The following is a 25,328-nucleotide window of genomic DNA, read 5'->3' on the forward strand; positions in this document are numbered from 1 at the left end:
GCCGTGACACTTCCCGTCATCGAGAACCGAACCCCGGCTGGCCGCCCCACATCGGCAGCCGGACGCTTCGTATGCCACACGCTGGTGGCCGGCGCGCTCGCGGCGGCAACGGCGGCGGGCGCCAGCAGCGCATGCGCCGCGCCGCCATCCGGCGGCACGCTGACATGGGGCGTCGAAACCGAGCCGACGACCTTTAACCCGCAACTGAACGGCCAGGCCAAGGCCGAGCTGATCCTGCGCGCGAGTTTCGAATCGCTGCTTGCGCGCAAGCCTGACGGCAGCTACGTGCCGTGGCTTTCGACCGGCTATCAGGTATCCGCCGACGGCAAGACCTATACCTTCACATTGCGCGACGGCGTGAAGTTCAGCGACGGCACGGCGTTCGACGCGGCCGCCGTGGTCAGGAATTTCGAGCAGGTCCGCGACCCGTCGTACTGTGCGGGATCGAGCATCTGCGGAATCGCAACACGCCTCGCCGAGGCGCGCGCGATCGATCCGCATACGGTCCGGTTGACGCTGCGAGAGCCGTATGCACCGTTCCTGTCGTTCGCGGCCGCGTTGAAGCTGATCTCGCCCACCGCGTATGCGTCGCCGCAGCTGAAATCGGGCGGTCACGACGTCGCGGGCACCGGCCCCTTCATCCTTGCGTCGTACCGTAAGGGGCAGGAAGCCGAATTTGTTCGTAATCCGGATTATCGCTGGGCTGCCGCGACGGCCGGCCATCAGGGTCCCGCCTACCTGGATCGCATCGTCTACCGGTTTCTGCCCGAATCGTCGGTACGGACAGGCGCGCTGCTGTCCGGGCAGGTCGACGTGATCGAGGGCATCTCGGGCAACGATGCCGGCCTGATCGAGAAGCAGCCGAACCTGCGTTACCTCCATGCACTCAACACCGGTTCGCCGTATTCGCTCTATCTGAACGTCACGCAGCCACCAACGAGCGATCAGCTCGTGCGCCGCGCACTCCTGCAGGCACTCGATCTCGACGCGCTCGTCGCCGCGATTTATCGCGGCAAGCGCGCGCGCGCGTGGGGCATCACCTCCCCCGTCGATCCCCTGTATGACCGCGGCATCGAACACCGTTACGGCAACGATCCGGCGCTCGCGAACCGGCTGCTCGACGAGGCCGGCTGGCAAGCGCGCGACAGCGCCGGCTACCGGACGAAGGACGGACACCGGCTGTCGATCGACGTCGTCCAGGCGCTCGCCACCGTGCGCGACCAGCGCGACGTGCTGCTGCAGGGCGTGCAGGCGCAGGCGCGGCAGCGGCTCGGCGTCGAACTGAAGATCCGCTACGTCGATGCCGGCACCTACGTGGACGCGCGCAACAGCGGGCGCTTCGGCGCGATCCCGAATTCGAACACGGACACCGACGGCATCGATACGGAGAACCACTATCTGCCGATCGAGCGCGGCGGCGTGATCAATTACAGCCGCACCGCGGACCCACGCCTCGCCGACTGGCTTCAGGCGGCCGCGCGCACGCGGGACGATGCCGCCCGTGCACGCCTGTACAGCCAGCTCCAGCAGACGGTAATCGTCGACGAAGCCTACGCCGTTCCGCTGTATCAGCCCGAGGACCAGATCGCGGCAAGCACACGGGTACACGGGCTGTCGTTCCGCAGTTTCAAGCAGATGCCGGAAACGCCGTACGACGTGTGGCTCGACCCACACTGACGCCGGCCCGGCATCGCAAGCACGAGGTAATCCGACCATGACGCATCCGACCACCCTTCCCGACCCTGGCGCCGGCACGTCGCCCGCCTTGCTCATCTCGTCGCCCACAGCCACACGCGCGTCGCGCAGGCGATGGTTGCGCTCGCCAGTGGCGACGCGCCTCGTCACCGGTGTGCTGGTGCTGTGGGCGGCCGTGACGCTGTCGTTCGCCGCGGTGCAGCTTGCGCCCGGCGACATCGTCAGCCTGCTGATCGGCGAACAGCTGAGCACGCCCGCGATCCAGGCGGCGATCCGCCAGGAGTGGGGGCTCGACGAGCCGCTCTACCTGCAGTATCTGCACTATCTGTGGCGCGTCCTGCACGGCGATTTCGGCCGCTCCTACATTCTCAACACCGAGGTGGCGCCGCTCGTAATCAGCCAGTTGTGGCCGACGCTGAAGCTGACCGGCGCCGCGCTCGTCGTGACGATCGTATTCGCGGTCGGACTCGCGGTGCTGAGCGCCGGCCGCCGTTGGGGCAGCCGCGCCGCGTCCGGACTCGAACTGCTGCTTGCGTCGACACCCTCGTTCTGGCTCGGGATCATGCTGCTGTTCGTTTTCAGCTTCACGCTGAAGCTGTTCCCCGTGGCCGGCGATCGCGGCTTTGCGTCGATCGTGCTGCCTGCGTTGTCGCTCGGGCTGGCGCAGGGCGCCGTGATCGGCCGTGTGCTGCGCAAAGGCATTGAACGCGCGCTCGACGAGCCGTTCGCGCTGACCGTGCGCTCGTGGGGCGTCGGCGAGCTCGCGCTGCGCGTGCGGCATGCGCTGCGGCACGCGGCGCTGCCGGCCGTCACGCTCGCCGGCTGGCTGGTCGGCGGGCTTCTGAGTGGCGCGGTCATCACGGAGCAGGTGTTCGGCCGGCCGGGTCTCGGCAAGATCACCGTCGACGCCGTGCTCGCGAGAGATATGCCTGTGATTCTCGCCATCGCGATCCTGTCGGCCGCGATCTATGTCGCGCTCAGCACAGCGGTCGACCTGCTCTATCTACTGATTGATCCGCGCCTGCGCGAGCGGCGCTCGCGCCGCTGAACCGGAGATCCGCCATGTCCGTTCCTCTTCAATTGCCCTACCGCGCACACGCGGGCTTGCGCGCGGCCGGCTGGGTGCGCCGCCATCCCGGTCTTGCGCTGGCTGCGGTGTACCTGATCCTCAACGTCGTCGCGGTGTTCGCACCCGAGTGGCTGACTCACTACGATCCGCTCGCGGCGGACCCGGTGTCCGCGCAGCTCGGCAGCAGCGCGGAACACTGGCTCGGCACCGACCAGCTCGGCCGCGACATCTTCGCCCGGGTCGTCTACGGCGCGCGCTACTCGCTGTCGATCAGCGCAGCGGCGATTGCCGTCGCGACGTTCGCCGGCACCCTGTTCGGCCTGATCGCCGGGCTCGCGCGAGGCTGGCTCGACGAGGCGATCACCCGTTTTCTCGATGTCGTGTCGGCCTTCCCGGACCTGCTGCTCGCACTCATGCTGATCTCGTTTACCGGGCCCGGCGCGGTCAACCTGCTGTTCGCGCTCGGCGTCGCCTCGGTGCCGCGGTTCGCGCGGGTCGTGCGCGCGCAGACGTTCGTGGTCGCGGAATCCGGTTACGTCGAACAGGCGAGGACATTCGGCCTCGCGCCGTGGGTACTCGTGTGGCGGCACGTGCTACCGCATGCGATTGCCCAGGTGCCCGTGCTGGCGACGATCGGACTCGGCACCGCGATCATCGGCACGTCCGGGCTCAGCTTCCTCGGCATGGGGCCGCAGCCACCGACCGCTGAATGGGGATTGATGCTCGCCGAGGGCCGCAATTATCTCTACAACGCGTGGTGGATCGCCGTCTGGCCAGGCGTCGCGATCACGCTTGCGGTGGTCGCCGTGAATACGCTAGGTGGCTACTGGCAAGCACGTTTCGAACGTCGGGAGACCGAATGAACGCCACCGCTATTCCAGCTCCCCTCGTCTCTTCCGTGCGTGCGGCAGCCAGCGTGCGCACGCGCGGCGAACCCGTGGTCCGCATCGACAATCTGAGCATCGGCTTTCGCGGCCGGCACGCAACGCAGCCGGTTGTCGGCCCGCTCGACCTGAGCGTGTATGCGGGCGAATGCGTCGCGCTCGTCGGCGAATCGGGTTCCGGCAAATCGGTGACCGCACGCAGCCTGGTGGGCTTGAACGGTGCGAACGCCGAGTGGCAGGCCGAGCGCTTCGAGATCGCCGGCAACGACGCGCGCCGCTATCGTGAGCGCGACTGGCGCGCCATCCGCGGCCGCCAGATCGGCTACGTGCTGCAGGACGCGCTCGTCTCGCTCGATCCGCTGTGGCGGGTTCGCGATCTGGTCGCCGAGGCGCAGCGCGGCGTACCGGCGCGCGAGGTCCGCGAGCGCAGCGCAGCGCTCCTGCGCTCGGTCGGTATCGACGATCCGCAGCGCCGGCTGCCGCAATATCCGCATCAGTTGTCGGGCGGCCTGCGGCAGCGCGTGCTGATCGGCACCGCGATCGCCGGCGGGGCGTCGCTGCTGATCGCCGACGAACCGACCACCGCGCTCGACATGACAGTGCAGCGGCAGATTCTGGCGCTGCTGCGCGCGCGCCGCGACGCGGGCGACGCGCTGCTGCTGATCAGCCACGACCTCGCGGTCGTCGCCGAGCTTGCCGACCGCGTGCTGGTGATGCGCGCGGGCCGCGTGGTCGAACAGGGACCCACGCACCAGGTGCTGAGCGCGCCCTCCCATCCGTACACGCGGCAGTTGCTGGCTGCGATCCCGGGGCCCGCGTCGCGCGGCTTCCGGCTCGCGCCCGACACGCGGCCCACGGACAACCCGCCGGCCGTCGAGCGAATCCCGCTGCCGCAAAAGCGGATCGTCCAGCAGGACTGGGTGCTGTCAGTCGAAGCGGTGACGAAGCGCTACGGCGCGCAGGCCGATGCCCCCGCCGCGGTAGACGAGGTGTCGTTCACTCTCGCCAAAGGCGAGACGCTCGGCATCGTCGGTGAATCCGGTTCGGGCAAGTCGACCGTCGCGCGAATCGTGCTCGGTCTCCTCGCGCCGGACAGCGGACAGGTCACGCTCGACGGCCAACCATGGAGCAGCCTGCCCGAATCCGCGCGCCGGGCTCGCCGCGCCGGACTCCAGCTGATCGCGCAGGACCCCTACAGTTCGTTCGATCCGCGCTACACCGTCGGCCAGATCGTCGGCGAGAGCCTCGATGCCAGCGGCGTGCGAGGCGACGCGCGCCGCCGCCGCGTGCTGCAACTGCTCGACGAAGTGAGGCTCGGCCCCGGTTGTTACGACCGCTACCCGCGCGAACTGTCGGGCGGTCAGCGGCAGCGCGTCGCGATCGCGCGCGCGTTCGCGCCGAATCCGGCGCTGCTCGTCGCCGACGAACCCGTCAGCGCACTCGACGTGTCGATCCAGGCACAGGTGCTCGATCTGCTGGCGGACCTGCAAGCCGAACACGGCACCGCGATGCTGTTCATCTCGCACGATCTCGGTGTGGTCCATCACGTCGCCGACCGGATCATCGTGATGCGGCACGGCCGCGTCGTCGAAACCGGACCCGTCGAGCGCGTGTTCAACGCGCCCACGCATCCGTACACCGCATCGTTGCTCGACGCGCTGCCGAGTCTTCCCGAGCGGGCGCCGCATGCGACACACGCGGCACTCGCGTGACGCCCACCCTCTCTTCCACCTGAGTCCACCATGAGCCAGTCCTCCATCACCGCGTCGCCGCGCCGGATCCATCTCGGCGCGATCATCCAGGGGCCATCGGGCAACATGTCGGCCTGGCGGCACCCGGACGCCGTCGCCGACGCAAGCATCAATGTGCACTTCGTCCAGCAACTCGCGCGCGAGGCCGAAGCCGCGAAGTTCGATCTGCTGTTCGTCGCGGACGGCCTGCACATCAACGCGAAATCCATCCCGCACTTTCTGAACCGTTTTGAGCCGCTGACGCTGCTGTCGGCGCTCGCCTCCATCACCGAGCGGATCGGCCTCGTCGGCACGCTCTCGACGTCATACAGCGATCCGTTCACCGTCGCCCGCCAGTTCTCGAGCCTCGACCATCTGAGCGACGGCCGTGCCGGCTGGAACGTCGTCACGTCGCCGCTCGAGGGGTCCGCGAAGAATTTCTCGCGCGACAAACATCCCGAGCACGCGCTGCGCTATCGGATCGCAGCGGAATTCCTGAGCGTAACAAAGGGACTGTGGGATTCCTGGGAGGACGATGCATTCGTTCGCGACAAGGCGAGCGGCGTGTTCTTCGACCCTGACAAGCTGCACACGCTGAATCACAGCGGCGAGTTCTTCTCGGTCGCGGGACCGCTCAACATCGGCCGCTCGCGGCAGGGGCGGCCGATCCTGTTCCAGGCAGGCGCGTCCGAGGACGGCAAGGCCGTCGCGGCCGAGCATGCGGACGCGATCTACACCCGCCAGGAGACGATTCCGCTCGCGCAGGCGTTCTACGCGGACGTGCAGAAACGGCTTGCCGCGCACGGCCGGGCACCGGACAGTCTGAAAGTGTTCCAGGGAATCAGTGTGATCGTCGCCGATTCGGCCGACGACGCCGAGGCGCGCTACCAGGAAACCGCGCGGCTGGTGACGATCGACAACGCGCTGGATTATCTCGGCCGCTACTTCGATCACCACGACTTCTCGCAGTATCCGCTCGATGCGCCGTTCCCGGACCTCGGCGAACTCGGCAGCAATCAGTTCCGCAGCACCACCGACGCGATCAAGCGCGACGCCTACGAGCGCCGGCTGACGTTGCGCGAAGCCGCGCTCGAAGCGGCAACACCGCGCCCAAGTTTCGCCGGCACAGCCGAGCAGGTCGCCGACGGGCTGCAGGCGTGGGTCGACGCCCGTGCGACCGACGGCTTCATCGTACGCGGCGGCACGCCGACTGCTTTCACCGACTTCGCGACGAAGGTGGTGCCGATCCTGCAGGAGCGCGGCGCCTATCGGCGCGACTACGAAGGCGCGACGCTGCGTGAGCATCTTGGGCTGGACTATCCGGTCAACCAGTTCGCGCGGACAGCCTGAGCGGCAGCGGCGGCCTCGCTCATTTGTAGACGCGCAGGCCGCCCTATAGATCGCGGCTCCGGCCGAACGCAGTGCTTAGTGATCCGATCCGCGTGCGTTCGCGTAGGTGTCGCCTACCATCAGATGGACGATCTCGTCGCCGTTGGTCCCGGCCACGAGACGTTCGCCCGCCACCTCGCCACGCCGCAACACAACCACGCGATCGGCAATCGCAAAGATGTCGTGGAGATTGTGCGAGATCAGAATCACGGACACGCCCTGCACTTTCAGCGCGGCGATCAACTCCATGACTTTGCGTTGTTCGGGTACGCCGAGCGCGGCGGTCGGCTCGTCCATGATCAGCACGCGCGCATTCCAGTAAATCGCGCGGCCGATCGCGATCGCCTGCCGTTGACCGCCCGAGAGCATCTTCACCGGCGCGCCAAGCTTGCGCTCGGGAATCACGATATCGAGCCGCTCGAGCACTTCGCGCGCGACCTTCGCCATGTGCGCCCGGTCGATCACCTGCAGCCCGAACTGGCGGCGTGTCGGCTCGCGCCCGAGAAAGATGTTGCTTCCCACATCGAGGTTGTCGGCGAGCGCGAGATCCTGATAGATCGTCTCGATCCCCTGATTGCGCGCGTCCTGCGGGTCGCGCAACTGCAAGGGTGTGCCGTTGAACAGCAGGTGGCCGGCGTCGGCGTGGTAGACGCCGGAGATGATCTTGATGAGGGTCGACTTGCCCGCGCCGTTGTCGCCCGCGAGCGCCAGCACTTCGCCCGCCATCAGCCGCAGCGAGACACGCCGCAGCGCCTCCACGCCGCCGAAACGGATCGAGATGTCGCGCGCCTCGAGGATCGGCATGCTCATTGCGCGCCTCCGAGACGTTCCTTGTACTGATCGATCAGCACCGACATGATGATGACAATGCCGACCACGATAAATTGCCAGAACGCGTTGACGTCGATGAATACCAGTCCGAATTCGATCACCGCGATGATCAACGCGCCAATCAGCGTGCCGATCACATTGCCGGTGCCGCCGAACAGACTCGCCCCGCCGATCACGACCGCCGCGATCGAGTCGAGCAGCATCGGCTCCCCGGCGTTGGCGGCACCCGCGGCAAAGCGGGCCGTATAGACGATGCCGCCGATCGCGGCAAACGCGGCGGCGATCAGATAGATCACCAGCAGATGGCGTCTGACATTGATCCCCGCGCGCATCGCCGACTGCGGATTGCCGCCGATTGCATAGGTGTACTGGCCGAATCGCGTCTTTGACAACACCCAATGCATGACGATCAGCAACACGGCGGTCAGCACCACTGGCGTCCAGCCGCGGCCGAGCCAGACGAGTCCGGCGTTGTCCACCGCCACGGTCATGCCGCTTCCGGCCGCCAGAAACCCCGCGCCCCGGGCGACACCATACATGCCGAGCGTGCCGATAAAGGCCGGTACGCCGAGCCGCGCGATCAGCACGCCGTTGACGAGCCCTGGAATCGCGCACACCGCGACGGTCAGTGGAATGGAAAACAGCAGAACCCACGGCGAGCCGCTGCCCAATAGCGTAAATTGCGCGACACACACGGCGGCCAGTCCCATGACGAATCCCACCGACAGATCGATACCCGCCGTGATGATCACAAAGGTCTGGCCGATCGCGAGCAGTAGCGGCGCGCTGGCCGCGAGTCCGATCGACTGCAGGTTATAGGCGTTGAAGATAAACGAGCGATGATCCGATATCCGCGCCCAGACTTCGAAAAACACCAGTAACGCAGCGAGGAAAAGCCAGGGCCAGACCTTGCTGACCAGTGCGAGCCTGTCGAGTCGTGAGTTGTCCACCGAGTTGTCCACCGAGTTGTCCATCGAATCGTCCGGGAAATCGGGAGTGGCCTGGAGTGGCGCCCGAGTGCGCGCATCGGCGCGCACGGGGGTTGTCCTCATTCGACAGCGCGTGCCTAGTTGGAATAGATGTACTGCTTCATATCCGGCTGGTCGATGTTGGTCTTATCGAGCACGACAAAGCCCGTGCTCTTGAACGGCGGAATCTTCTTTCCGTGGATCAGATCCGCCGCGAACTTCACGCCGTAATAGCCGATCTCGTCCGGACGCTGCGCGATCGCGATATCCACGAGACCGCTCTTGATCTGCTGATCGATGCCGGGCACGGCGTCGAACACCACGACCTTGACAACGCCCTGCTTGCCGGCCGCTTTGACGCCTTGCGCGGCGCCGCTGCCGGAGAAAGTGTTGGCGCCGAACACGCCGGCAAGGTCGGGGTTGCGCGCGAGCACCGCAGCGACGTGGGATGCGGCGCGGTTCGCATCGTCTTCGTTATATTGCGTTTGCAGCACCTTGATGTTCGGGTGCTTCTTCATTTCATCGAGGAAACCCTCGGCGCGCGCGTCGGTACTGGAGATGCCGGGTTTGTTGTTTTCACAATAGACCGTCCCCTTGTCGCCGATGGCCTTGGCAAGCGCGCGCGCCGCCACGCGGCCGCCTTCCAGGTTGTCCGAAGCAATATAGGAGAGCGGGAAATCCGCGTCGCCCTTGCCGGTTTGATAGTGCCCGTCGCCGATATAGGTATCGACCGTGATGATCTTGATGCCTGCGTCAGCCGCTTCCTTTAGCGGTCCGATCAATTGCTGCTTGTCGACCGGCGAAACCAGCAGGACATCCGGGCGTTTGGCGATGAACGCCTTGAGGATCGGCACCTGCTCGGTGGTATTCCACGCCTTGGGCACCTGGAATAACAACTGGACGTGCTCTTCATTCGCGGCCCGCTCGGCGCCACGATGCATCGTGAAGTAGAAAGGATCGGTAACGCCCGGCAGCAACGCGACGACGGGATGCGCGGCATCCGCGTGCGCCACACCGGTGAAAGAACAGGCAACGAACGTTGCCAGTGCAACCAGATAGTGGGAAACGACGCGCTTCATTTTTGCCTTCCTCCTGTTGAGTCCGACGAACGGCGCTTCACCTGACGCGTTCCGACTTTCCTGAAGTGATGGCGTCTGGCAGTGGGCCAGTATACTGGCGAGCGTTGGTCGCGACCCTGGTGTTTTCCTGCATCGTTTCCGCATATAACTGTGCGTACGCAGGCGGAAAGGCGAGACGACATGACTCATGATCCATCGGCAGGACCACAATTTCGCTGGAGCGATTCGAACGGCGCCCCCTGGATACCGTCGACCCTCGCGAAGGGTGTCGAAGTGAAAAACCTGGGCAAGGCGAACGGCCGCGCAATTCAGCTCGTGCGTTTTTCACCCGGAGCAACGTTTCCCGACCACCTTCACACGGGCCCGGAGTTCATTTATGTGCTTGAGGGCGAAGTGACATGGAACGGCCGGCCGCTAGCGCGCGGATGCGTCGGCGTGGCGGAAGCGGGGACGATCGAACGAGGATTTTGCAGCGTGACCGGGTGCATGTTCCTGCTCATGTACGAGCTCGATCAGCTTTTCGATTCGGTGAGCGCAAGCCCTGCTGGGGGCTCACGCTGAGGATTCCTTGCAACACGCTGGCGGACCCGCGTGAGGTCTTTTCATTGCAGCAAGCGCGAAGCACGCTAGCGCGCTTTGCCCGCCCCACCCCAGTTGAAACCAGAACCGGACTGCAACGCCGGCGCCCACTTCACGCACGCCTGAAAACTCAACGCGGCGCCGCCGACGGCAAACAGAACCGGAATCAGAAAGTCGTGACCCACCCGGGTAAATTCGAACATGAGCACCACGGCGGTTATCGGCATCTGCATCGATGCGGCCAGAAATGCCGTCGCACCGATAACGGCGAACGCGCCCAAAGAAGCCCCCGGCCAGAAAAGACTCCAGGCACCGCCGAGCACGATCGCCAGTAACGCGCCATTCGCGAGCCCCGGCGTCAGCAGACCGCCCTCGGCCCCCGCGCGCAAACTACTCACGGTAATCACCACCTTCAGCACCAGCAACATGGCCGCGAGCGTGATCGTCAGGTTGCCGTCGAACGCCAGTCCCGCCGGCCCTTTGCCATTTCCGAGCAACTGCGGAAAGTGCATCGCCAGCACGCCGACGATCGCGAAGTTCAACAGCGACAACACCGGCAAACGCCAATCCTTCGGCGCCTGAGCCCGCGCGCGCTTCGTCACTTCCGAAAAACCCCATGCTGCGGCACCGAAAAGCGGCCCGCACACCACGGCCCAGACCACCAGCGTTGTACTCACCGTCAGCGCAGGCACCAGATACTGATGCTCGTTGCCAAGACCAAACTGCGCGATCAGTGCCGCCACCGCGGACGTCACCACGGCAGGCACCAACGCCTTCCAGCCGAACGTCCCCAGCAGGACCTCGAGCACGAACACCGCGCCGCCGAGCGGCACGTTGTAGACAGCAGCCAATCCCGCGCCGGCGCCGCATGCGACCATGATCCGGCTCTGCTCGACCGACAGGCCCGCGCGATACGACAACCATCCGGCCAGCACCGAGCCGATCTCGCGCGGCGCGACTTCACGCCCGAGCGGCGAGCCGAGCGCCACGGTCACGATCTGCAGCAACGCATGCACGATCGTGCTCAGAATCGGCATACGCGGATCGTCGGATTTGACGGCCTGGCGGATGCTCACGAGCGGCCGCCCGAAACGGTACAACGCCCACCAGCCGAGTCCCGCCACGAGACCGCATAGCGTCAGGACCAGCAGGCGGCGTTCAGGCGCGGCGCCGGTGACACCTTGCAGAAAACTCTCGCTGCTGATCAGGTGCGTCATGCTGTAGCCGTAGGCAAGGTGCTGAATGCCGTGCAGCAGCAAGGCGAGCAACATACCGCCGAGGCCGGCGCCAATACCGGTCAGCAAGGTGACTACGGCCAATACCGCAAACGGTTTTTGCCCGCGCCGCGCAGGCGCTGAAATGAGTGATTTGAGTGACATGGCGCGTCGGGACCGGCGACATTAATGGGATGGCGATCATCTTATTCCGCGTCGCAACATGAATCCAATTAATTTTTCTGCTCGACTAATGCGCTGTACGCATATGTTGAGCGCATCCGTCTTCCTGGACAAAGACCATGAACGCGCAAAGCAATCAGGATCGCGAGCGCCGGCGGTGCGTATCCGCCGGCATCGGGCCGCCGTTCGTCCTGCTTAGCTCGCCGATACGAAAAACATCGACACAACACACGCGACGCCGACAAACCACACCAGCGAGCGCAACGACGCCAGATTCGCCACGTACAGCAGGCCGTGCAGCACGCGCACAACGACAAAAGTGATCGCCAGCCAGTTGATCCACGGGCTCGCCCCACCTGCCTGCCCAGCCACGACGATCGCCGCGGTGAACATCGCCAAAGCTTCCCATGCGTTCTGATGCGCCGCGTAAGCTCGCGCGCGCCAGCCTTCGAGGCCGGCGAGATACGTGCGCGGCGCGCCGTTGTCGTAGCGCTTGCTGACCTTCGCGAGCATGATCCATGGAAACGGCAGCACCACTACGATGAGCAGGCACAGATGCGGAATTGTCATTCTTCGGTCTCCCTGTATGCGCGGCGTGAATGCCGCGAGCCGCTTTTATACCTGCCGGCATCCGCCGCCGCCAACCTGAATCCCGCGAGGGCCGCCTCTACCAGCGGTCGAAACCGGCAAATCCGATTGAGTGGATTCCCGCTCGCGGCCGCCGGATTTATATTACAAATAACCAACAATGAATCAAACGCAATTAATACAATAATTACGTTTTCCAAACATTCTCCATGCAGCGAGATTCAGCCTGAAATTCGCTCCAGGGATTAATACGGATAAATGCGGGTTCAATCATGCAAGCGTTTAACGCTCGGCGTACACTCGCTCGAAGCCCACAGCACAGGGCACACGGGGCTGCAGAGCCGCCCGTCGTCAAACACGGGTTATTGGAGACTCAGGAGAACAATCAATGAGCTGGACACGGGAACAGAGAAACGTCACGATCGCCGCCTATCTGGGCTGGACTCTCGACGCATTCGATTTCTTTCTAATGGTGTTCGTATTGAAAGATATCGCGGCGGAGTTCAATACGAAAATCCCCACGGTTGCCTTCGGCATTATGCTGACCCTGATTATGCGTCCGGTCGGCGCATTGATTTTCGGGTGGCTCGCCGACAAATACGGCCGCCGTCCCACGCTGATGGTCAATATCGCGTGCTTCTCGCTGCTGGAATTGCTGTCCGGCTTCTCACCCAATCTGACCACCCTGCTCGTGCTGCGCGCCCTGTTCGGCATTGCGATGGGCGGTGAATGGGGCGTGGGCGGCGCACTGACGATGGAAACCGTGCCGCCGAAATCGCGTGGCATCGTCTCGGGTCTGCTGCAAGCCGGCTATCCGAGCGGCTACCTGCTCGCTTCGGTCGTGTTCGGTGTCTTCTATCAATACATTGGCTGGCGCGGCATGTTCTTCGTCGGCGTGCTGCCGGCCTTGCTCGTCCTGTATGTGCGGGCACATGTGCCGGAGTCGCCGGCTTTCAAGACGCTCGAGAAGAAGACGCGTCTGGGTCTCGTCGCTACGCTCAAACAGAACGTCGGGCTGTCGCTCTACGCGATCGTGCTGATGACCGCGTTCAATTTCTTCTCGCACGGGTCGCAGGATCTGTATCCGACTTTCCTGCGCGTGCAGCATGGATTCGACGCGCATACGGTGTCGTTCATCACGATCACGCTGAACATCGGTGCGATCTGCGGCGGTCTGTTCTTCGGCTGGTTCTCGGAGAAGATCGGCCGCAAGCGCGCGATCTTCATCGCCGCCTTGATCGCCTTGCCGGTGTTGCCGCTGTGGGCTTTCTCCACGACGCCTGTGCTGCTCGCGGCCGGCGCCTTCCTGATGCAGATCTCCGTGCAAGGCGCGTGGGGCGTGATTCCGGTGCACCTCAACGAAATCTCGCCCGATGAAATTCGCGCGACGTTCCCGGGTCTCGTGTACCAGCTGGGCAATCTGATCGCGTCGGTCAACGGCCCGCTGCAGGCGAGCGCCGCTGAAGCGCATGGCAACAACTACGCGTTGATCATGGCCGTCGTGATCGGTATCGTGGCCGTGGCGATCGCGGTGCTGATTCCGTTTAGCCGTGAGCGCCGCGGCATCGACATGACGCAGTCCGCGAAACAGGTCGCGGCACAGCTTTAAGCGTTCGAACTAAACAGCTATTTCGCCGGCGCGTTATCAGGCACAATAGCCGCAAAGGCGGGCTCGAACCGCCACTGAGCAAATAAGCACCGCCAACGAGCGGCGCCGCGCAACACAGAACGCAAGGCCAACACAGGTAGCAAGCAATACGAGGCCGTTCCGATTTCGATCGGAACGGCCTTTTTTATTTCCGCGCGGTTTGACGTGCCCGCGCGCATTGGAAAGACGGACCTTCGTCAGGTCTTCTAGAGGAGTTAGTCCACACCGAGCCCTTGATCGCAGTCCTCATCCTTCTTTATCCTGAAAAAAACGACTGTTTCAAATAGTCATTTGAATCGCTTGTTTGCGGGCCGGATGCCCGGCAACTGGGAGACGCAAAATGGCAGTTCGCACAACAGGCCGGCACGCCGGCGACACGAAGTCCCGCATCCTCGACGCCGCCGAAACACTCTTCATCGAATGCGGCTATGAGGCCATGTCCTTGCGCCAGATTACTTCGCGAGCCGAAGTGAATCTCGCGGCGGTCAACTATCACTTCGGCAGCAAGGAATCGCTGATTCATTCGATGCTGTCGCGCCGGCTCGACCGGCTCAACCAGGAGCGGCTCAAGCTGCTCGACCGCTTCGACGACATGCTCGGCGCGCGCCTGACCTGCGAGCACGTGCTCGGCGCCATGTTCATTCCCGCGCTGCGGCTCTCGCGCGATCCGCGCGTCGGCGGCAAGGCGTTTTTGCGCTTGCTGGGGCGCGCCTATACCGATCCGTCGGCGTTCATTCGCGACTTTCTGAATGCGCATTACGAGTCGGTCGCGGTGCGTTTTTTCGATGCCTTCCAGCGTGCGCTGCCGCATCTGCCGCGTGAGGAACTCGGCTGGCGTCTGCACTTCGCGATCGGCGCGCTGTCCGGGGTGCTGGCCGGCACCGATACCGACAGCCTGATTTCCGAGTTCTCGCAGGGCAAGTCGATGAACGATCTGCAACTGATCGCGCGTCTCGCTTCGCTGATGGTGGCCGCGCTGAAAGCGCCCCTGCCCGACGGCTCGCAACTGGCCACCTTCGCCGCGGTATTGGGCGACGCGACCGAAAGCGCTCCCGAAGGCCAGACAGAAGGCGCGAATCCTGCTGCTGGCGTTGCAGGTACGCAACCGGTGTCAGGCGGATCGAGTGAGTCTGGCGGATTCGAAGCGTCGGCGCCGGCGGTCTCGGACGGTGAACGGCGCGGCGGCAACGTCGAGGCGAGTTCGTTTCTGCCCGCGTTGCACGGCACGGCCTGAATCAGGCTGAAGAAATGCGGGCGGCGCCGGGGTGGGCCGTCCGCGTAACGAAGCATGAAGGAATACCGCATATCCGAGCAGCACGTCTAAGTCCCGCACCTAAACAACGTCACGCTGTCGAACTGAAAACACGACACGAAAAACGCAGCAGGGGCGCAACGCGAAAGCGCCTCAAGCACGCGACGTAGCAGCAACACCGCCAGTTGGAAGATCAATAGAACGCGAGCCGTCCGCGACCCGTGGATGCGTTCGCACGCACCATCGAAACAGGAGGAAACGTCATGTCGTGGTTCAACCTGGTACTCGTCATTGCCGCGCTCGCGCTCGTCTACGTTCAGGCGCGCGCCTCATGGTGGCTTGCCTTCATGATCGTCTGGGTGGCGGCCGCGCATGTCAGTGGCGCAGCGGGTCCGGTGGCGACGGCGGTGCTCGCCATCGTGTTCGTGCTCCCCGCGCTCGTCCTCACGCTCAAACCGCTGCGCCGTATGTGGCTCACGAAACCCGTGCTCGACATCTTCCGCAAAATCCTGCCGGAGATGTCGCCGACCGAGCGCGACGCCATCGAAGCCGGCACCGTCTGGTGGGACGCCCAGTTGTTCTCCGGACGCCCGCATTGGGACACGCTGCTCGGCTATGGCCCGGCCACGCTCTCCGCCGAGGAACAGGCGTTTCTCGACGTCGAATGCGAGCACCTGTGCGACCTCGCGAACGACTGGGAAACCACCATGGTGTGGCAGGACCTGTCGCCGCAAACCTGGCAGTACATCAAGGAGCGCGGCTTTCTCGGCATGATCATTCCGAAGCAGTACGGCGGCAAGCAGTTCTCCGCTTACGCGCATTCGCAGGTCATCATGAAGCTCTCCACGCGCTGCTCGGCTGCCGCCGTTTCGGTGATGGTGCCGAACTCGCTCGGCCCCGCCGAGCTACTGATGCACTACGGCACCGAAGAGCAGAAGAACCACTATCTTCCGCGCCTCGCGCGCGGCGACGATATCCCCTGCTTCGCATTGACGAGCCCTTACGCGGGCTCGGATGCCGCCGCGATTCCGGACGTCGGCATCGTCTGCAAGGGCATCTTTGAAGGCCGCGAAACGCTGGGTTTTCGCGTTACGTGGGACAAGCGCTATATCACGCTCGGACCGATCGCCACCGTGCTCGGCCTCGCGTTCCGCGCGCTCGATCCCGATCGTCTGCTCGGTTCGAATGAGGAACCCGGCATCACCTGCGCGCTGATTCCGACCGATCATCCTGGCGTCAACATCGGCCGCCGTCATTGGCCGCTGAACGCGGTGTTCCAGAACGGCCCGAACTCGGGCACAGACGTCTTCATTCCGCTCGACTGGGTGATTGGCGGCCGTGCCCAGGTCGGCAACGGCTGGCGCATGCTGATGGAGTGTCTCGCGGCGGGCCGTGCGATTTCGCTGCCGTCGTCGAATGTGGGGATGGCGAAAATCGCCGTGCGCGGCACCGGCGCCTATGCCGCGATTCGCCGTCAGTTCCGCACCGCCGTCGGCAAGTTCGAGGGCGTGCAGGAAGCGCTCGGCCGCATGGGCGGCAATCTCTACGTGATGGACGCCGCGCGCCGCCTGTCCGCGCATGCGGTGGACCTCGGCGAGAAGCCCTCGGTGATCTCGGCGATCGCGAAGTATCACATCACCGAACGCGCCCGCATGGTCATCAACGACGGCATGGACGTCGCCGCCGGCAAGGGCATCTGCATGGGGCCGTCGAACTTTCTCGCGCGCGCCTATCAGCAGGTGCCGATTGCGATCACCGTGGAAGGCGCGAACATTCTCACGCGTTGCCTGATCATCTTCGGCCAGGGCGCGATCCGCTGTCATCCGTACGTGCTGAAGGAAATGGAGGCCACGCGCGAAACGGATCGCGCCAAGGCGCTGCGCGATTTCGATGCCGCCTTCTTCGGCCACGTCAGTTTCACGCTTTCCAATGTAGTGCGCAGTTTCGTTTATGGCATCACCGGCGGCGCGTTCATCGCCAAACCGCGCACGGCATACGTGCCGTTGTTGCCGTACTACCGCGCGGCGACCCGAATCTCCACCGCGTTCGCGTTGCTCGCCGACGTCTCCATGTTCGTGCTCGGCGGCGACCTGAAACGGCGCGAACGTATCTCGGGGCGTCTGGGCGACGTGCTCTCGCAGCTCTACCTGATCTCCGCGACGCTCAAGCGTTTCGAAGACGAAGGCCGTCAGGAAGAAGATCTGCCGCTGGTGCGCTGGGGTGTCGAAGACTCTCTGTACAAGGCGCAACAGGCGCTCGACGGCGTGCTCGCGAACTATCCGAACCGCTTCGCCGCGGGTCTGGTGCGCGCATTGGCCTTTCCGTTCGGTCTGCCGCACCGCGAACCGTCCGACCAGCTCGGCACCGAGATCGCGGAGCTGATGCAAACGCCGGGCGCGGCGCGCAACCGGCTGGTGTCCGACTCGTACGTGCCGCATCCGGACGTCGATGCGCTCGGCTACGGCGAGCTCGTGTTCGAACTGAACCCGCGCTTCACGCAGATCGACCAGAAACTGCGTGAAGCGGTCAAGCAAGGCCTGCTCGAAGCGATGCCGCAAAGCCTGCCGCAACTGGCCGCATGGACGGAAAACGCCCAGCAGAAAGGCCTGATCGACGCCGACGATCACCGGGTGCTGGACGACTACGCACGGTATGGCGCGCAAGTCGTGCAGGTCGACGACTTCCCGCCCGACTTCGACATGCTCGCCAATTTGCAGAAACGCAAGGACATGCTGGAAAAAGCGCTGGAACTCGCGGCCTGAGTGCCTTAAAAAAACATCCAGGCGGGGCACACGCAGATGCCCCAAACTGGGTGCACACTGACACACGTCCGGCGTCCCCCAGATGGACGTCCTTCGGGCCTGGCCAGCGGAGCAACGAACACAATGAACGACTCTTATCTGAACTTCGTCAATTCGCCTTTCGGCGCGCGCCTCGCGCGCTCGTTGGGCCTACCGAAGCCTGAGGTACTGCGCCGCTATCGCGCGGACCAGCCCGAGTTCGACGGCCTGATCGCGATCGGCGCGGGCCGCGAACCGCATCTGCTCGACGCGCTCGCGACGCTCGTGGCAAGCGTCGGCATGACCAGCGTCGCGCATGAAAGCGCGGGGTTGTGGGTGCCGCTCGCGAATCGGCATGGTCTGATGACGGGCCGTTTCGAGGCGGCCGAACCCGGTTCGCACGGCAAGCTCGCCGCCCTGCTGTTCGATGCGAGCGGCATCGAAGACAGTAGTCAGCTTGAATCGCTGCACGGCTTCTTCCACGATACGTTACGCTCGCTCGGCAAATGTGGCCGCATCATCGTGCTGGGACGGCCGCCGGAAGCCTGCGCAAACCCGCGTCAATGGACCGCGCAGCGCGCGCTCGAAGGCCTCACGCGTTCGCTCGGCAAGGAAGCGCGGCGCGGCATCACCGCGAACCTCGTCTACGTGGAACAAGGCGCCGAGAACGGCATCGAAGCGACGTTGCGATTCTTTCTGTCGCCGCGCTCCGCGTACGTGTCGGGCCAGGTGGTGCGCGTCGGCGTGCCGGCCGGCCTCGGCGCCGGGGCCCTGCCGGCGTTTGACTGGACTCAGCCGCTCGCGGGGCGGCGCGCCGTCGTCACCGGCGCCGCGCGCGGCATCGGCGCATCGATCGCGAGCGTGCTCGCGGCGGAAGGCGCGCACGTGATCGGCATCGACATCCCGTCGGCGCGCGAAGCACTCGATTCGACCATGCGCCAGTTGAACGGCACAGCCCTCGCCTTCGACATCGCCGCGCCCGAAGCGCCCGCGCAAATCGCCGCGGCGCTCGACGAACAGGGCGTGGATATCGTCGTGCACAACGCCGGCATCACCAAGGACAAAACCATCGCGAAGATGACCGACGCCGCCTGGCAAAGCGTAATCGACATCAACCTGTCCGCGCAGGAACGGATCGACGACGCCCTGCTCGCGGCCGGTATCCTGCGCGACGGCGGCCGCATCGTCGCGGTGTCGTCGATCAGCGGCATTGCCGGCAATCTCGGCCAGACCAATTACGCCGCCTCGAAAGCGGGCGTGATCGGCCGGGTGCAAAGCATGGCGCCGCATCTGCGCGCGCGCGGCATCACGATCAACGCGGTCGCGCCCGGTTTCATCGAAACGCAGATGACCGCGAAGATTCCGCTGACCATCCGCGAGGCCGGCCGCCGCATGAATTCGATGAGCCAGGGCGGCCAGCCGGTGGACGTGGCGCAAACCATCGCGTGGTTCGCGCATCCGGGATCGGCCGGCGTGAGCGGCCAGATCGTGCGCGTGTGCGGACAAAGCCTGATTGGAGCGTGAGCATGGCTGAGCCGGGTGATCCGTTCCGGAGCGCTCACGCCGCGAGCGCGGGCCGTCCGAAGACCGTCCTGATCGAGCAGTTGCCCGCGCCGGCCAAGCTGTATGGGCGCGCGTTGGCCGGCATCGTCAAACGCGGGCGCGACACGCACTTGCCGGCGTTGCGCCTCGTGCGCCCCGCGGTGGCGCTCGACCCCGGGTCGATCTGGCGTTATTCGCAGGTCTGCGGCTTCATCCCCGAGCACGGCGTGCCGCTCACGTATCCGCATCTGCTCGCCTTCCCGCTGCATCTGCTGATGCTGACCGACCCGGCATTTCCCTGGCCCGCGCTCGGCCTCGTGCATCTGGCGAACCACGTGCGGCTGCGCCGGCCCCTCACTTACAAGGACATGCTGCGCGTCGAGGTGGAGTTCGGCGCGCTGCTGCGTCATGACAAGGGTCAGGCGTTCGTGCTGCATACACGCATGTACCGCCGCGGCGAAGCGGTGTGGGACGGCGACAGCGTCTATCTGAAACGCGGCGTGCCGGCGAGCGGCAGCCTGCTCGATCCGCTGGAGCCCGGACCCGTTGCGCTGGAACGACTCTCGCGCTGGCAGTTGCCGTCGCAACTGGGCCGCGACTACGCGCGCGTGTCCGGCGACTACAACCCGATTCACCTCACCGCGCTGTCCGCGAAGGTGTTCGGCTTTCCGCGCGCCATAGCACACGGCATGTGGACCCTGGCGCGCGCCGCCGCCGCGCTGCAACCGCCGAAGCCGCTCGCCGAAGCCACGCTGTCCGCCGAATTCAAGTTGCCGATGCTGCTGCCCGGTGAAGCATCGCTGTGGAGCGCATCGCCCTCGCTGATCGAGCGCGACTTCGAGGTGCGTGACATCGCGGGGGAAAAACCGCATTTGCGCGGCCGTATGCAGTGGAAGCTGCTATGAAGCGCTCGCACACAGTGCCACGCACGGGCGGCTTTTCTTCATGGCGTGGAATGGAAACCGCCTGCGAATCGTTGTTCAGCTTACAGCCATATCGACGCAACCAGGCCTTACCGGCCCGTCACACCGATCGTACCGTTCGCACCATCCGCACTATTCGCACCATCCGATAACCAGGGAACGACCCAAAGGAGCCGAGCATGTCCAACCCGCAGCCCGCCGTGCGCCGCGTCGCCATTGTCGGCGGCAACCGGATTCCGTTTGCCCGCTCGAACACCGCTTACGCGACAGCGTCGAATCAGGACATGCTGACCTTCACGCTGCAAGGCCTGATCGACCGCTACAACCTGCACGGCGAGCGTCTGGGCGAAGTCGCGGCCGGCGCGGTCATCAAGCACTCGCGCGATTTCAACCTGACGCGCGAATCGGTGCTGTCCACCACGCTCGCCCGCGAAACACCGGCCTACGACGTGCAGCAGGCCTGCGGCACCGGGCTGGAAGCGGCCATTCTGGTCGCCAACAAGATCGCCCTCGGACAGATCGAAGTGGGGATCGCGGGCGGTGTCGATACGACCTCCGATGCACCGATCGGCGTCAACGAGCGCATGCGCAAGATCCTGCTCGAAGCGAATCGCGGCAGGAGCACCGGCCAACGCGTCGGCGCACTGGCTAAATTGCGGCCAGGCATGTTCTTCAAACCGCTGTTGCCGCGTAACGGCGAGCCGCGCACCGGGCTTTCAATGGGCGAGCATTGCGAACTGATGGCCAAGCGCTGGAACATCTCGCGCGAAGCGCAGGACGTGCTCGCCTACGACAGCCACCGCAAGCTCAGCGAGGCGTATGCACGCGGCTTCCTCAACGATCTGATGACGCCGTACCGTGGCCTTGCGCGCGACAACAATCTGCGTTCCGACCTGACGCTCGAAAAACTCTCCGGCCTGAAGCCGGTATTCGATCGCGACGCCGGCACGCTGACTGCCGGCAATTCGACGCCGTTGACCGATGGCGCCTCGGCCGTACTGCTGGCAAGCGAGGAATGGGCGGCCAGACATGGACTGCCGGTACTCGCGTATCTGAGCTGGTCCGAAACCGCCGCCGTGGACTTCTTCGACAAAAAAGAAGGCCTGCTGATGGCACCCGCTTACGCCGTGCCGCGCATGCTGGCGCGCGCCGGGCTGAGCTTGCAGGACTTCGATCTGTACGAGATTCACGAAGCCTTTGCCGCACAGGTGTTGTGCACGCTCACAGCGTGGCAGGATGACGAATATTGCCGCACGCAGCTCGGTTTGCCCGGGCCGCTCGGCGCGATCGATCGGGCAAAATTGAATGTGAACGGCAGCTCGCTCGCCACCGGTCATCCGTTTGCGGCCACGGGCGGCCGCATCGTTGCCGGACTGGCGAAAATGCTGGCGCAACTCGACAAACCGGCCGGCACCGCACGCGGGCTGATCTCGATCTGCGCGGCAGGCGGCCAGGGCGTGGTGGCGATTCTGGAGCGTTGAGCGTCACGCCTGGCGTTGCATGTGCATCAATGAATGCCTTGTTTCGAAACCTGCTGCAATGACCGCATCGATTGCTGCTTTGATTACCGCATGACTGGCTGCAAAACCAGCACACAAACAGATGAAGCCCCGGCTTCAGGAGACGACCGATGACCCAGCCCACGCAAGCCCAGTTCTCGTCCGCCACCGTATCCGCAGCGCCCGCGAATGCGGCGGACCAGGCGTCCAGTCAGGCGCCAGGTCTCGCGCCGACTCATGCGCCGACTCATGCGCCGAATCACGCGCCCAATACCGACGGCATCTGGTACGAATCGTATCCGGCAGATGTGCCGCATGAGATCGACGTCAACCAGTACGAATCGCTCGTGCAGTTCTTCGACGAATGTATTGCGCAGTTCCGCGAGCGCATCGCGTATGTCAGCGTCGGCGCGAACATGACGTATGGCGAACTCGGCCGCAAGGCGGCTGCGTTCGCTGCCTATCTGCAGGGCATTGGCGTCAAGGCCGGCGAGCGCGTTGCGATCATGCTGCCGAACACGTTTCAGTATCCGGTCTCGTTGTTCGGTGTGCTCAAGGCCGGCGGCGTGGTGGTCAACGTCAATCCGCTCTATACGGTGCGCGAGCTTGCGCACCAGTTGAAGGACAGCGGCGCGCAAACCATCATCGTGTTCGAGAACTTCGCGAAGACCGTTGAAGACGCGTTGCCGGGCACCAAGGTGCAGAACGTGATCGTGACGGGTCTGGGCGACCTGCTCGCCGACGGCCTGAATCTCAAAGGACGCCTGCTCAATTTCATGCTGCGCCACGTGAAGAAGATGGTGCCGCAGTACAACCTGCCGAAAGCCGTGCCGCTGCTCGACGCGCTCGCGATCGGCTACACGCGGCCGCTCACGCCCGTGCACCCCACTCACAACGACATCGCCTTCCTGCAATACACCGGCGGCACCACCGGCGTGGCCAAAGGCGCAATGCTCACGCACAAGAACATCATCGCCAACCTGTTGCAGGCGAAGGCGTGGTCCGAAGGCCAGTTGAGCGGCGAGATCGAAACGGTGCTCACACCGCTGCCGCTTTATCACATCTATTCGCTGACCGTGAATGCGTTGATCTTCATGGGGCTCGGCGGGCGCAACATTCTGATCGCCAATCCGCGCGACATGAAGCGCGTGATGATGATCATCCGTCACGAGAAGTTCACCGGCATGACGGCGGTCAACACGCTCTACAACGCGTTCCTCGACAACGAGGAATTCTGCAAGCGCGACTTCTCGAACCTGAAGCTCGCGATGGCGGGCGGCATGGCCACGCAAAAATCGGTCGCCGACCGCTTCAAGGCGGTCACCGGCAAACCGATCATCGAAGGCTACGGGCTGACCGAGTGCTCGCCGATCGTCTCCATGAATCCGGTGGATCTGACCAATCTGCGCGACTTCGAAGGCTCGATCGGTTTGCCCGCGCCATCCACGCAAGTGCGTTTCAGGAAAGACGACGGTACGTGGGCAAACATCGGCGAAGCGGGTGAATTGTGCGTGAAGGGGCCACAGGTCATGAAAGGCTACTGGAATCGCCCGGAAGAAACCGCCAAGGTGATCGACGACGACTGCTGGCTCGCTACCGGCGACATCGGCGTGATGGATTCACGCGGCTTTATCCGCCTGATCGACCGGAAGAAAGACATGATCCTGGTGTCGGGCTTCAACGTCTATCCGAACGAAGTCGAAGACGTGATCGCGGCGCTTCCGGACGTGCGCGAAGTCGCCGCAATCGGCGTGCCCGATGAGGCGCAAGGCGAACGCGTGAAGGTATTTATCGTCAAGCGCAATCCGTCGCTCACCGCGGAACAGGTGATCGCTCACTGCCGCAAGAACCTCACGGGGTACAAGGTGCCGAAGCTTGTCGAGTTTCGCGACGAGCTGCCGCAAACCAATGTCGGCAAGATTCTGCGCCGCGCGCTGCGCGACGAGGAACTCGCGAAGCAAAAACCTGCCTGACAGGCAAGGCGCCTGATACCACAGGCAGCGCTATCTTTCGGAGAGATTCATGAAGCACAGCATGTCCGCAGATTCGAACCGCTCACCGGCCTTCATGCGTCTCGCCCATTTTGCGCCGGCGGCCACAACATCGGGTGTGTCCCTGACTGCTTCATTACGCGCGCTTTCATCTCGCGGACTGCTGATCGGCGCACTGGTCGTCCTCGTCGCCGGCGTCGCCACATTTGCGCCGCCGGCCTTCGCGCAGAACGACGACACGCCGCCCGCGCTCGACACCGCCAGTGCCGTGAAGGCCCCCACCACGCCGTCCTCGCAGGTCGGCAAGCTCACACTCGATCAGCAGGTCAAGTGGCTGCGCGCCGCGCAACAAAGCGGCGCCATGGAGAAGCTCGACGACGCACAGCTGGTTGCTCTCTTCCAGTCGCTCGACCCGCTTGCGTTGCCGCGTTACATCAAGGAAGGACCGAACGGCTACCCCGCCTACGAGTTCGTCATGTCGCGCTCGGAACGCATTCACGGCCAGTGGCCCGACAAGCCCGATCACATGCTGGTGCGCATCGCCCACGATCCGCTGCGAATCTACGCGAAGTGGCTGCCCGACGGCGCGCACGCCGGCCAGGAAATCATCTACGACGAATCCAAGCGCACCGACGAAATGTATGGCCACCTTGGCGGCATCATGAACGTAATGCCGCTGTGGACCTCGCTCACCGGCGCGCTCGCCCGCGCGCAATCGAACCACCAGGTGCGCGATCTCGGCACCGAGTACATTGCCAGCCAGTACCTTGCCGAAGGCAAGAAGTACATTGAGGCCGGCTTGCCGCGCTCGACCCAGGTGGAAGTGAAAACGATCGACGGCGTGCGCGTGGTGGCCTTCACTTTCGAAACACCGAACGGCCAGCCGCAGTTCTATGCGAAGAAAGAAACGCTCGGACTCGACCTGCGGCATCCTTATTTCCGCACGGTCGAGTCCTATAGCAACGACGGCAAGATCTTCGAGAAGATCGTCTTCGAAAGCATTACGCCGAAAACCTTCGACGATTCGACTTTCGATCCGAACAACAAGGCCTATAAGTTCTAGCGCAAACGGACAAGACGCGGCGTCAGCGCGAAGGCGACATGCGCCACGGGTCTCTCACCCCGTTCGACCCATTCGCTGCTGTGCTCGACCATGTGGCCTGCGCGGGTGGCAAGTTCCCTGAGCACGAAGTAATCGGATGCGCGCGTGAGACCGATCAGCGACGCGCACGATTGCGCCGGCGTTTGCCTGAGACGCGGCGCCAGTGTGGTGTACCAGAGTACGCCGATGTCATCGCCCGTTTCGAAGACGGGCAGCTTCATCTGCGCGACGTAGTTGGCGAATGCCGGGCTGTTCGCGAGGGTGGGATCAATCACGGCGAGCGTATCGGGGCGAGCCGCGGCATGCACAAGCCAGGGCCACGCAGCGCCTGCCGCGCTCGAAAGCCATGCACCGGTCATCATGAATGCGCGTCGGTCCATGG

General features: G+C 64.4%; 20 protein-coding genes. 14 read left to right on the forward strand and 6 right to left on the reverse strand.

Going from position 1 to position 25,328, the window contains the following annotated elements:
- Positions 1-3: 3 nt before the first annotated feature.
- From BCY88_RS09860 to BCY88_RS09880, 5 genes are read left to right on the forward strand one after another with little or no spacing between them, the layout of a single operon-like run.
- A complete protein-coding gene (locus BCY88_RS09860) occupies positions 4-1,677 on the forward strand; it encodes an ABC transporter substrate-binding protein (protein ID WP_259461332.1) in 1,674 nt (557 codons plus the stop codon).
- Positions 1,678-1,714: 37 nt separating this feature from the next.
- Positions 1,715-2,743 carry an ABC transporter permease gene (locus tag BCY88_RS09865; RefSeq protein WP_259461334.1) on the forward strand — a complete coding sequence of 343 codons (1,029 nt, stop codon included), beginning with the start codon at positions 1,715-1,717 and terminating at the stop codon, positions 2,741-2,743.
- A gap of 14 nt (positions 2,744-2,757) precedes the next feature.
- The gene (locus BCY88_RS09870) at positions 2,758-3,627 is read left to right on the forward strand and encodes an ABC transporter permease (RefSeq protein ID WP_120344072.1); all 870 of its coding nucleotides are present in this window, start codon (positions 2,758-2,760) and stop codon (positions 3,625-3,627) included.
- Positions 3,624-5,360 carry a dipeptide ABC transporter ATP-binding protein gene (locus BCY88_RS09875; protein WP_120344073.1) on the forward strand — a complete coding sequence of 579 codons (1,737 nt, stop codon included), beginning with the start codon at positions 3,624-3,626 and terminating at the stop codon, positions 5,358-5,360. The genes BCY88_RS09870 and BCY88_RS09875 overlap by 4 nt, the downstream gene beginning before the upstream one ends.
- A gap of 30 nt (positions 5,361-5,390) precedes the next feature.
- On the forward strand, positions 5,391-6,728 hold the full coding sequence (locus tag BCY88_RS09880) for an LLM class flavin-dependent oxidoreductase (protein ID WP_120344074.1): 1,338 nt from the start codon (positions 5,391-5,393) through the stop codon (positions 6,726-6,728).
- A 75-nt stretch (positions 6,729-6,803) separates the two neighbouring features.
- On the opposite strand, the gene BCY88_RS09885 is transcribed toward BCY88_RS09880, so the two are convergent.
- Genes BCY88_RS09885 through BCY88_RS09895 form a run of 3 tightly spaced genes read right to left on the reverse strand, consistent with a single transcriptional unit; the run spans position 6,804 to position 9,834 of the window.
- On the reverse strand, positions 6,804-7,577 hold the full coding sequence (locus BCY88_RS09885) for an ATP-binding cassette domain-containing protein (RefSeq protein WP_120344075.1): 774 nt from the start codon (positions 7,575-7,577) through the stop codon (positions 6,804-6,806).
- On the reverse strand, positions 7,574-8,650 hold the full coding sequence (locus BCY88_RS09890; protein ID WP_259461337.1) for an ABC transporter permease subunit: 1,077 nt from the start codon (positions 8,648-8,650) through the stop codon (positions 7,574-7,576). The genes BCY88_RS09885 and BCY88_RS09890 overlap by 4 nt, the downstream gene beginning before the upstream one ends.
- 14 nt (positions 8,651-8,664) lie before the next feature.
- Positions 8,665-9,834, reverse strand: a complete 1,170-nt coding sequence (locus tag BCY88_RS09895; RefSeq protein WP_220669661.1) for an ABC transporter substrate-binding protein — start codon at positions 9,832-9,834, stop codon at positions 8,665-8,667.
- Here BCY88_RS09895 and BCY88_RS09900 point away from each other — a divergent pair.
- A complete protein-coding gene (locus BCY88_RS09900) occupies positions 9,826-10,206 on the forward strand; it encodes a cupin domain-containing protein (protein ID WP_120344077.1) in 381 nt (126 codons plus the stop codon). The two genes, BCY88_RS09895 and BCY88_RS09900, sit on opposite strands and share 9 nt — an antisense overlap.
- A gap of 65 nt (positions 10,207-10,271) precedes the next feature.
- Here BCY88_RS09900 and BCY88_RS09905 read toward each other — a convergent pair whose 3' ends face one another.
- Complete coding sequence (locus BCY88_RS09905) at positions 10,272-11,603, reverse strand: chloride channel protein (RefSeq protein WP_120344078.1); 1,332 nt, start codon at positions 11,601-11,603, stop codon at positions 10,272-10,274.
- A 213-nt stretch (positions 11,604-11,816) separates the two neighbouring features.
- On the reverse strand, positions 11,817-12,191 hold the full coding sequence (locus BCY88_RS09910) for an MAPEG family protein (protein WP_120344079.1): 375 nt from the start codon (positions 12,189-12,191) through the stop codon (positions 11,817-11,819).
- A gap of 406 nt (positions 12,192-12,597) precedes the next feature.
- Here BCY88_RS09910 and BCY88_RS09915 point away from each other — a divergent pair, with 406 nt between their 5' ends.
- From BCY88_RS09915 to BCY88_RS09950, 8 genes are all read left to right on the forward strand, one after another.
- Positions 12,598-13,818, forward strand: coding sequence for an MFS transporter (locus tag BCY88_RS09915; protein WP_120344080.1), 1,221 nt, complete (start codon positions 12,598-12,600; stop codon positions 13,816-13,818).
- Positions 13,819-14,197: 379 nt separating this feature from the next.
- Complete coding sequence (locus BCY88_RS09920; RefSeq protein ID WP_120344081.1) at positions 14,198-15,091, forward strand: TetR/AcrR family transcriptional regulator; 894 nt, start codon at positions 14,198-14,200, stop codon at positions 15,089-15,091.
- Between the two features lie 281 nt (positions 15,092-15,372).
- Complete coding sequence (locus BCY88_RS09925; RefSeq protein WP_120344082.1) at positions 15,373-17,871, forward strand: acyl-CoA dehydrogenase; 2,499 nt, start codon at positions 15,373-15,375, stop codon at positions 17,869-17,871.
- 123 nt (positions 17,872-17,994) lie between these two features.
- A complete protein-coding gene (locus BCY88_RS09930; RefSeq protein ID WP_120344083.1) occupies positions 17,995-19,413 on the forward strand; it encodes a 3-oxoacyl-ACP reductase in 1,419 nt (472 codons plus the stop codon).
- Positions 19,414-19,415: 2 nt separating this feature from the next.
- Complete coding sequence (locus BCY88_RS09935; protein WP_120344084.1) at positions 19,416-20,336, forward strand: MaoC family dehydratase; 921 nt, start codon at positions 19,416-19,418, stop codon at positions 20,334-20,336.
- A gap of 197 nt (positions 20,337-20,533) precedes the next feature.
- Positions 20,534-21,835, forward strand: coding sequence for an acetyl-CoA C-acetyltransferase (locus tag BCY88_RS09940; RefSeq protein WP_120344085.1), 1,302 nt, complete (start codon positions 20,534-20,536; stop codon positions 21,833-21,835).
- Between the two features lie 149 nt (positions 21,836-21,984).
- Complete coding sequence (locus BCY88_RS09945; RefSeq protein ID WP_120344086.1) at positions 21,985-23,826, forward strand: AMP-binding protein; 1,842 nt, start codon at positions 21,985-21,987, stop codon at positions 23,824-23,826.
- A 49-nt stretch (positions 23,827-23,875) separates the two neighbouring features.
- On the forward strand, positions 23,876-24,907 hold the full coding sequence (locus BCY88_RS09950) for a DUF1571 domain-containing protein (RefSeq protein ID WP_259461345.1): 1,032 nt from the start codon (positions 23,876-23,878) through the stop codon (positions 24,905-24,907).
- Here the strand turns inward: BCY88_RS09950 and BCY88_RS09955 are convergent.
- Positions 24,904-25,326 carry a hypothetical protein gene (locus tag BCY88_RS09955; protein ID WP_120344087.1) on the reverse strand — a complete coding sequence of 141 codons (423 nt, stop codon included), beginning with the start codon at positions 25,324-25,326 and terminating at the stop codon, positions 24,904-24,906. The two genes, BCY88_RS09950 and BCY88_RS09955, sit on opposite strands and share 4 nt — an antisense overlap.
- Between the last annotated feature and the right edge of the window lie 2 nt (positions 25,327-25,328).

Source organism: Paraburkholderia fungorum (assembly GCF_003610895.1).
In the GTDB taxonomy this organism is placed as follows: Bacteria; Pseudomonadota; Gammaproteobacteria; order Burkholderiales; family Burkholderiaceae; genus Paraburkholderia; species Paraburkholderia fungorum_B.

What these genes read in the sequence shown, in the direction of transcription:
- BCY88_RS09880 (WP_120344074.1), top strand. Translation starts at nt 5,391, where the DNA reads ATGAGCCAGTCCTCCATCACCGCGTCGCCGCGCCGGATCCATCTCGGC.
- BCY88_RS09915 (WP_120344080.1), top strand. Translation starts at nt 12,598, where the DNA reads ATGAGCTGGACACGGGAACAGAGAAACGTCACGATCGCCGCCTATCTG.
- BCY88_RS09885 (WP_120344075.1), bottom strand. Translation starts at nt 7,577, where the DNA reads ATGAGCATGCCGATCCTCGAGGCGCGCGACATCTCGATCCGTTTCGGC.
- BCY88_RS09930 (WP_120344083.1), top strand. Translation starts at nt 17,995, where the DNA reads ATGAACGACTCTTATCTGAACTTCGTCAATTCGCCTTTCGGCGCGCGC.
- BCY88_RS09865 (WP_259461334.1), top strand. Translation starts at nt 1,715, where the DNA reads ATGACGCATCCGACCACCCTTCCCGACCCTGGCGCCGGCACGTCGCCC.
- BCY88_RS09890 (WP_259461337.1), bottom strand. Translation starts at nt 8,650, where the DNA reads ATGAGGACAACCCCCGTGCGCGCCGATGCGCGCACTCGGGCGCCACTC.
- BCY88_RS09940 (WP_120344085.1), top strand. Translation starts at nt 20,534, where the DNA reads ATGTCCAACCCGCAGCCCGCCGTGCGCCGCGTCGCCATTGTCGGCGGC.
- BCY88_RS09935 (WP_120344084.1), top strand. Translation starts at nt 19,416, where the DNA reads ATGGCTGAGCCGGGTGATCCGTTCCGGAGCGCTCACGCCGCGAGCGCG.
- BCY88_RS09870 (WP_120344072.1), top strand. Translation starts at nt 2,758, where the DNA reads ATGTCCGTTCCTCTTCAATTGCCCTACCGCGCACACGCGGGCTTGCGC.
- BCY88_RS09905 (WP_120344078.1), bottom strand. Translation starts at nt 11,603, where the DNA reads ATGTCACTCAAATCACTCATTTCAGCGCCTGCGCGGCGCGGGCAAAAA.
- BCY88_RS09950 (WP_259461345.1), top strand. Translation starts at nt 23,876, where the DNA reads ATGAAGCACAGCATGTCCGCAGATTCGAACCGCTCACCGGCCTTCATG.
- BCY88_RS09925 (WP_120344082.1), top strand. Translation starts at nt 15,373, where the DNA reads ATGTCGTGGTTCAACCTGGTACTCGTCATTGCCGCGCTCGCGCTCGTC.
- BCY88_RS09910 (WP_120344079.1), bottom strand. Translation starts at nt 12,191, where the DNA reads ATGACAATTCCGCATCTGTGCCTGCTCATCGTAGTGGTGCTGCCGTTT.
- BCY88_RS09955 (WP_120344087.1), bottom strand. Translation starts at nt 25,326, where the DNA reads ATGGACCGACGCGCATTCATGATGACCGGTGCATGGCTTTCGAGCGCG.
- BCY88_RS09920 (WP_120344081.1), top strand. Translation starts at nt 14,198, where the DNA reads ATGGCAGTTCGCACAACAGGCCGGCACGCCGGCGACACGAAGTCCCGC.
- BCY88_RS09875 (WP_120344073.1), top strand. Translation starts at nt 3,624, where the DNA reads ATGAACGCCACCGCTATTCCAGCTCCCCTCGTCTCTTCCGTGCGTGCG.
- BCY88_RS09900 (WP_120344077.1), top strand. Translation starts at nt 9,826, where the DNA reads ATGACTCATGATCCATCGGCAGGACCACAATTTCGCTGGAGCGATTCG.
- BCY88_RS09895 (WP_220669661.1), bottom strand. Translation starts at nt 9,834, where the DNA reads ATGAGTCATGTCGTCTCGCCTTTCCGCCTGCGTACGCACAGTTATATG.
- BCY88_RS09945 (WP_120344086.1), top strand. Translation starts at nt 21,985, where the DNA reads ATGACCCAGCCCACGCAAGCCCAGTTCTCGTCCGCCACCGTATCCGCA.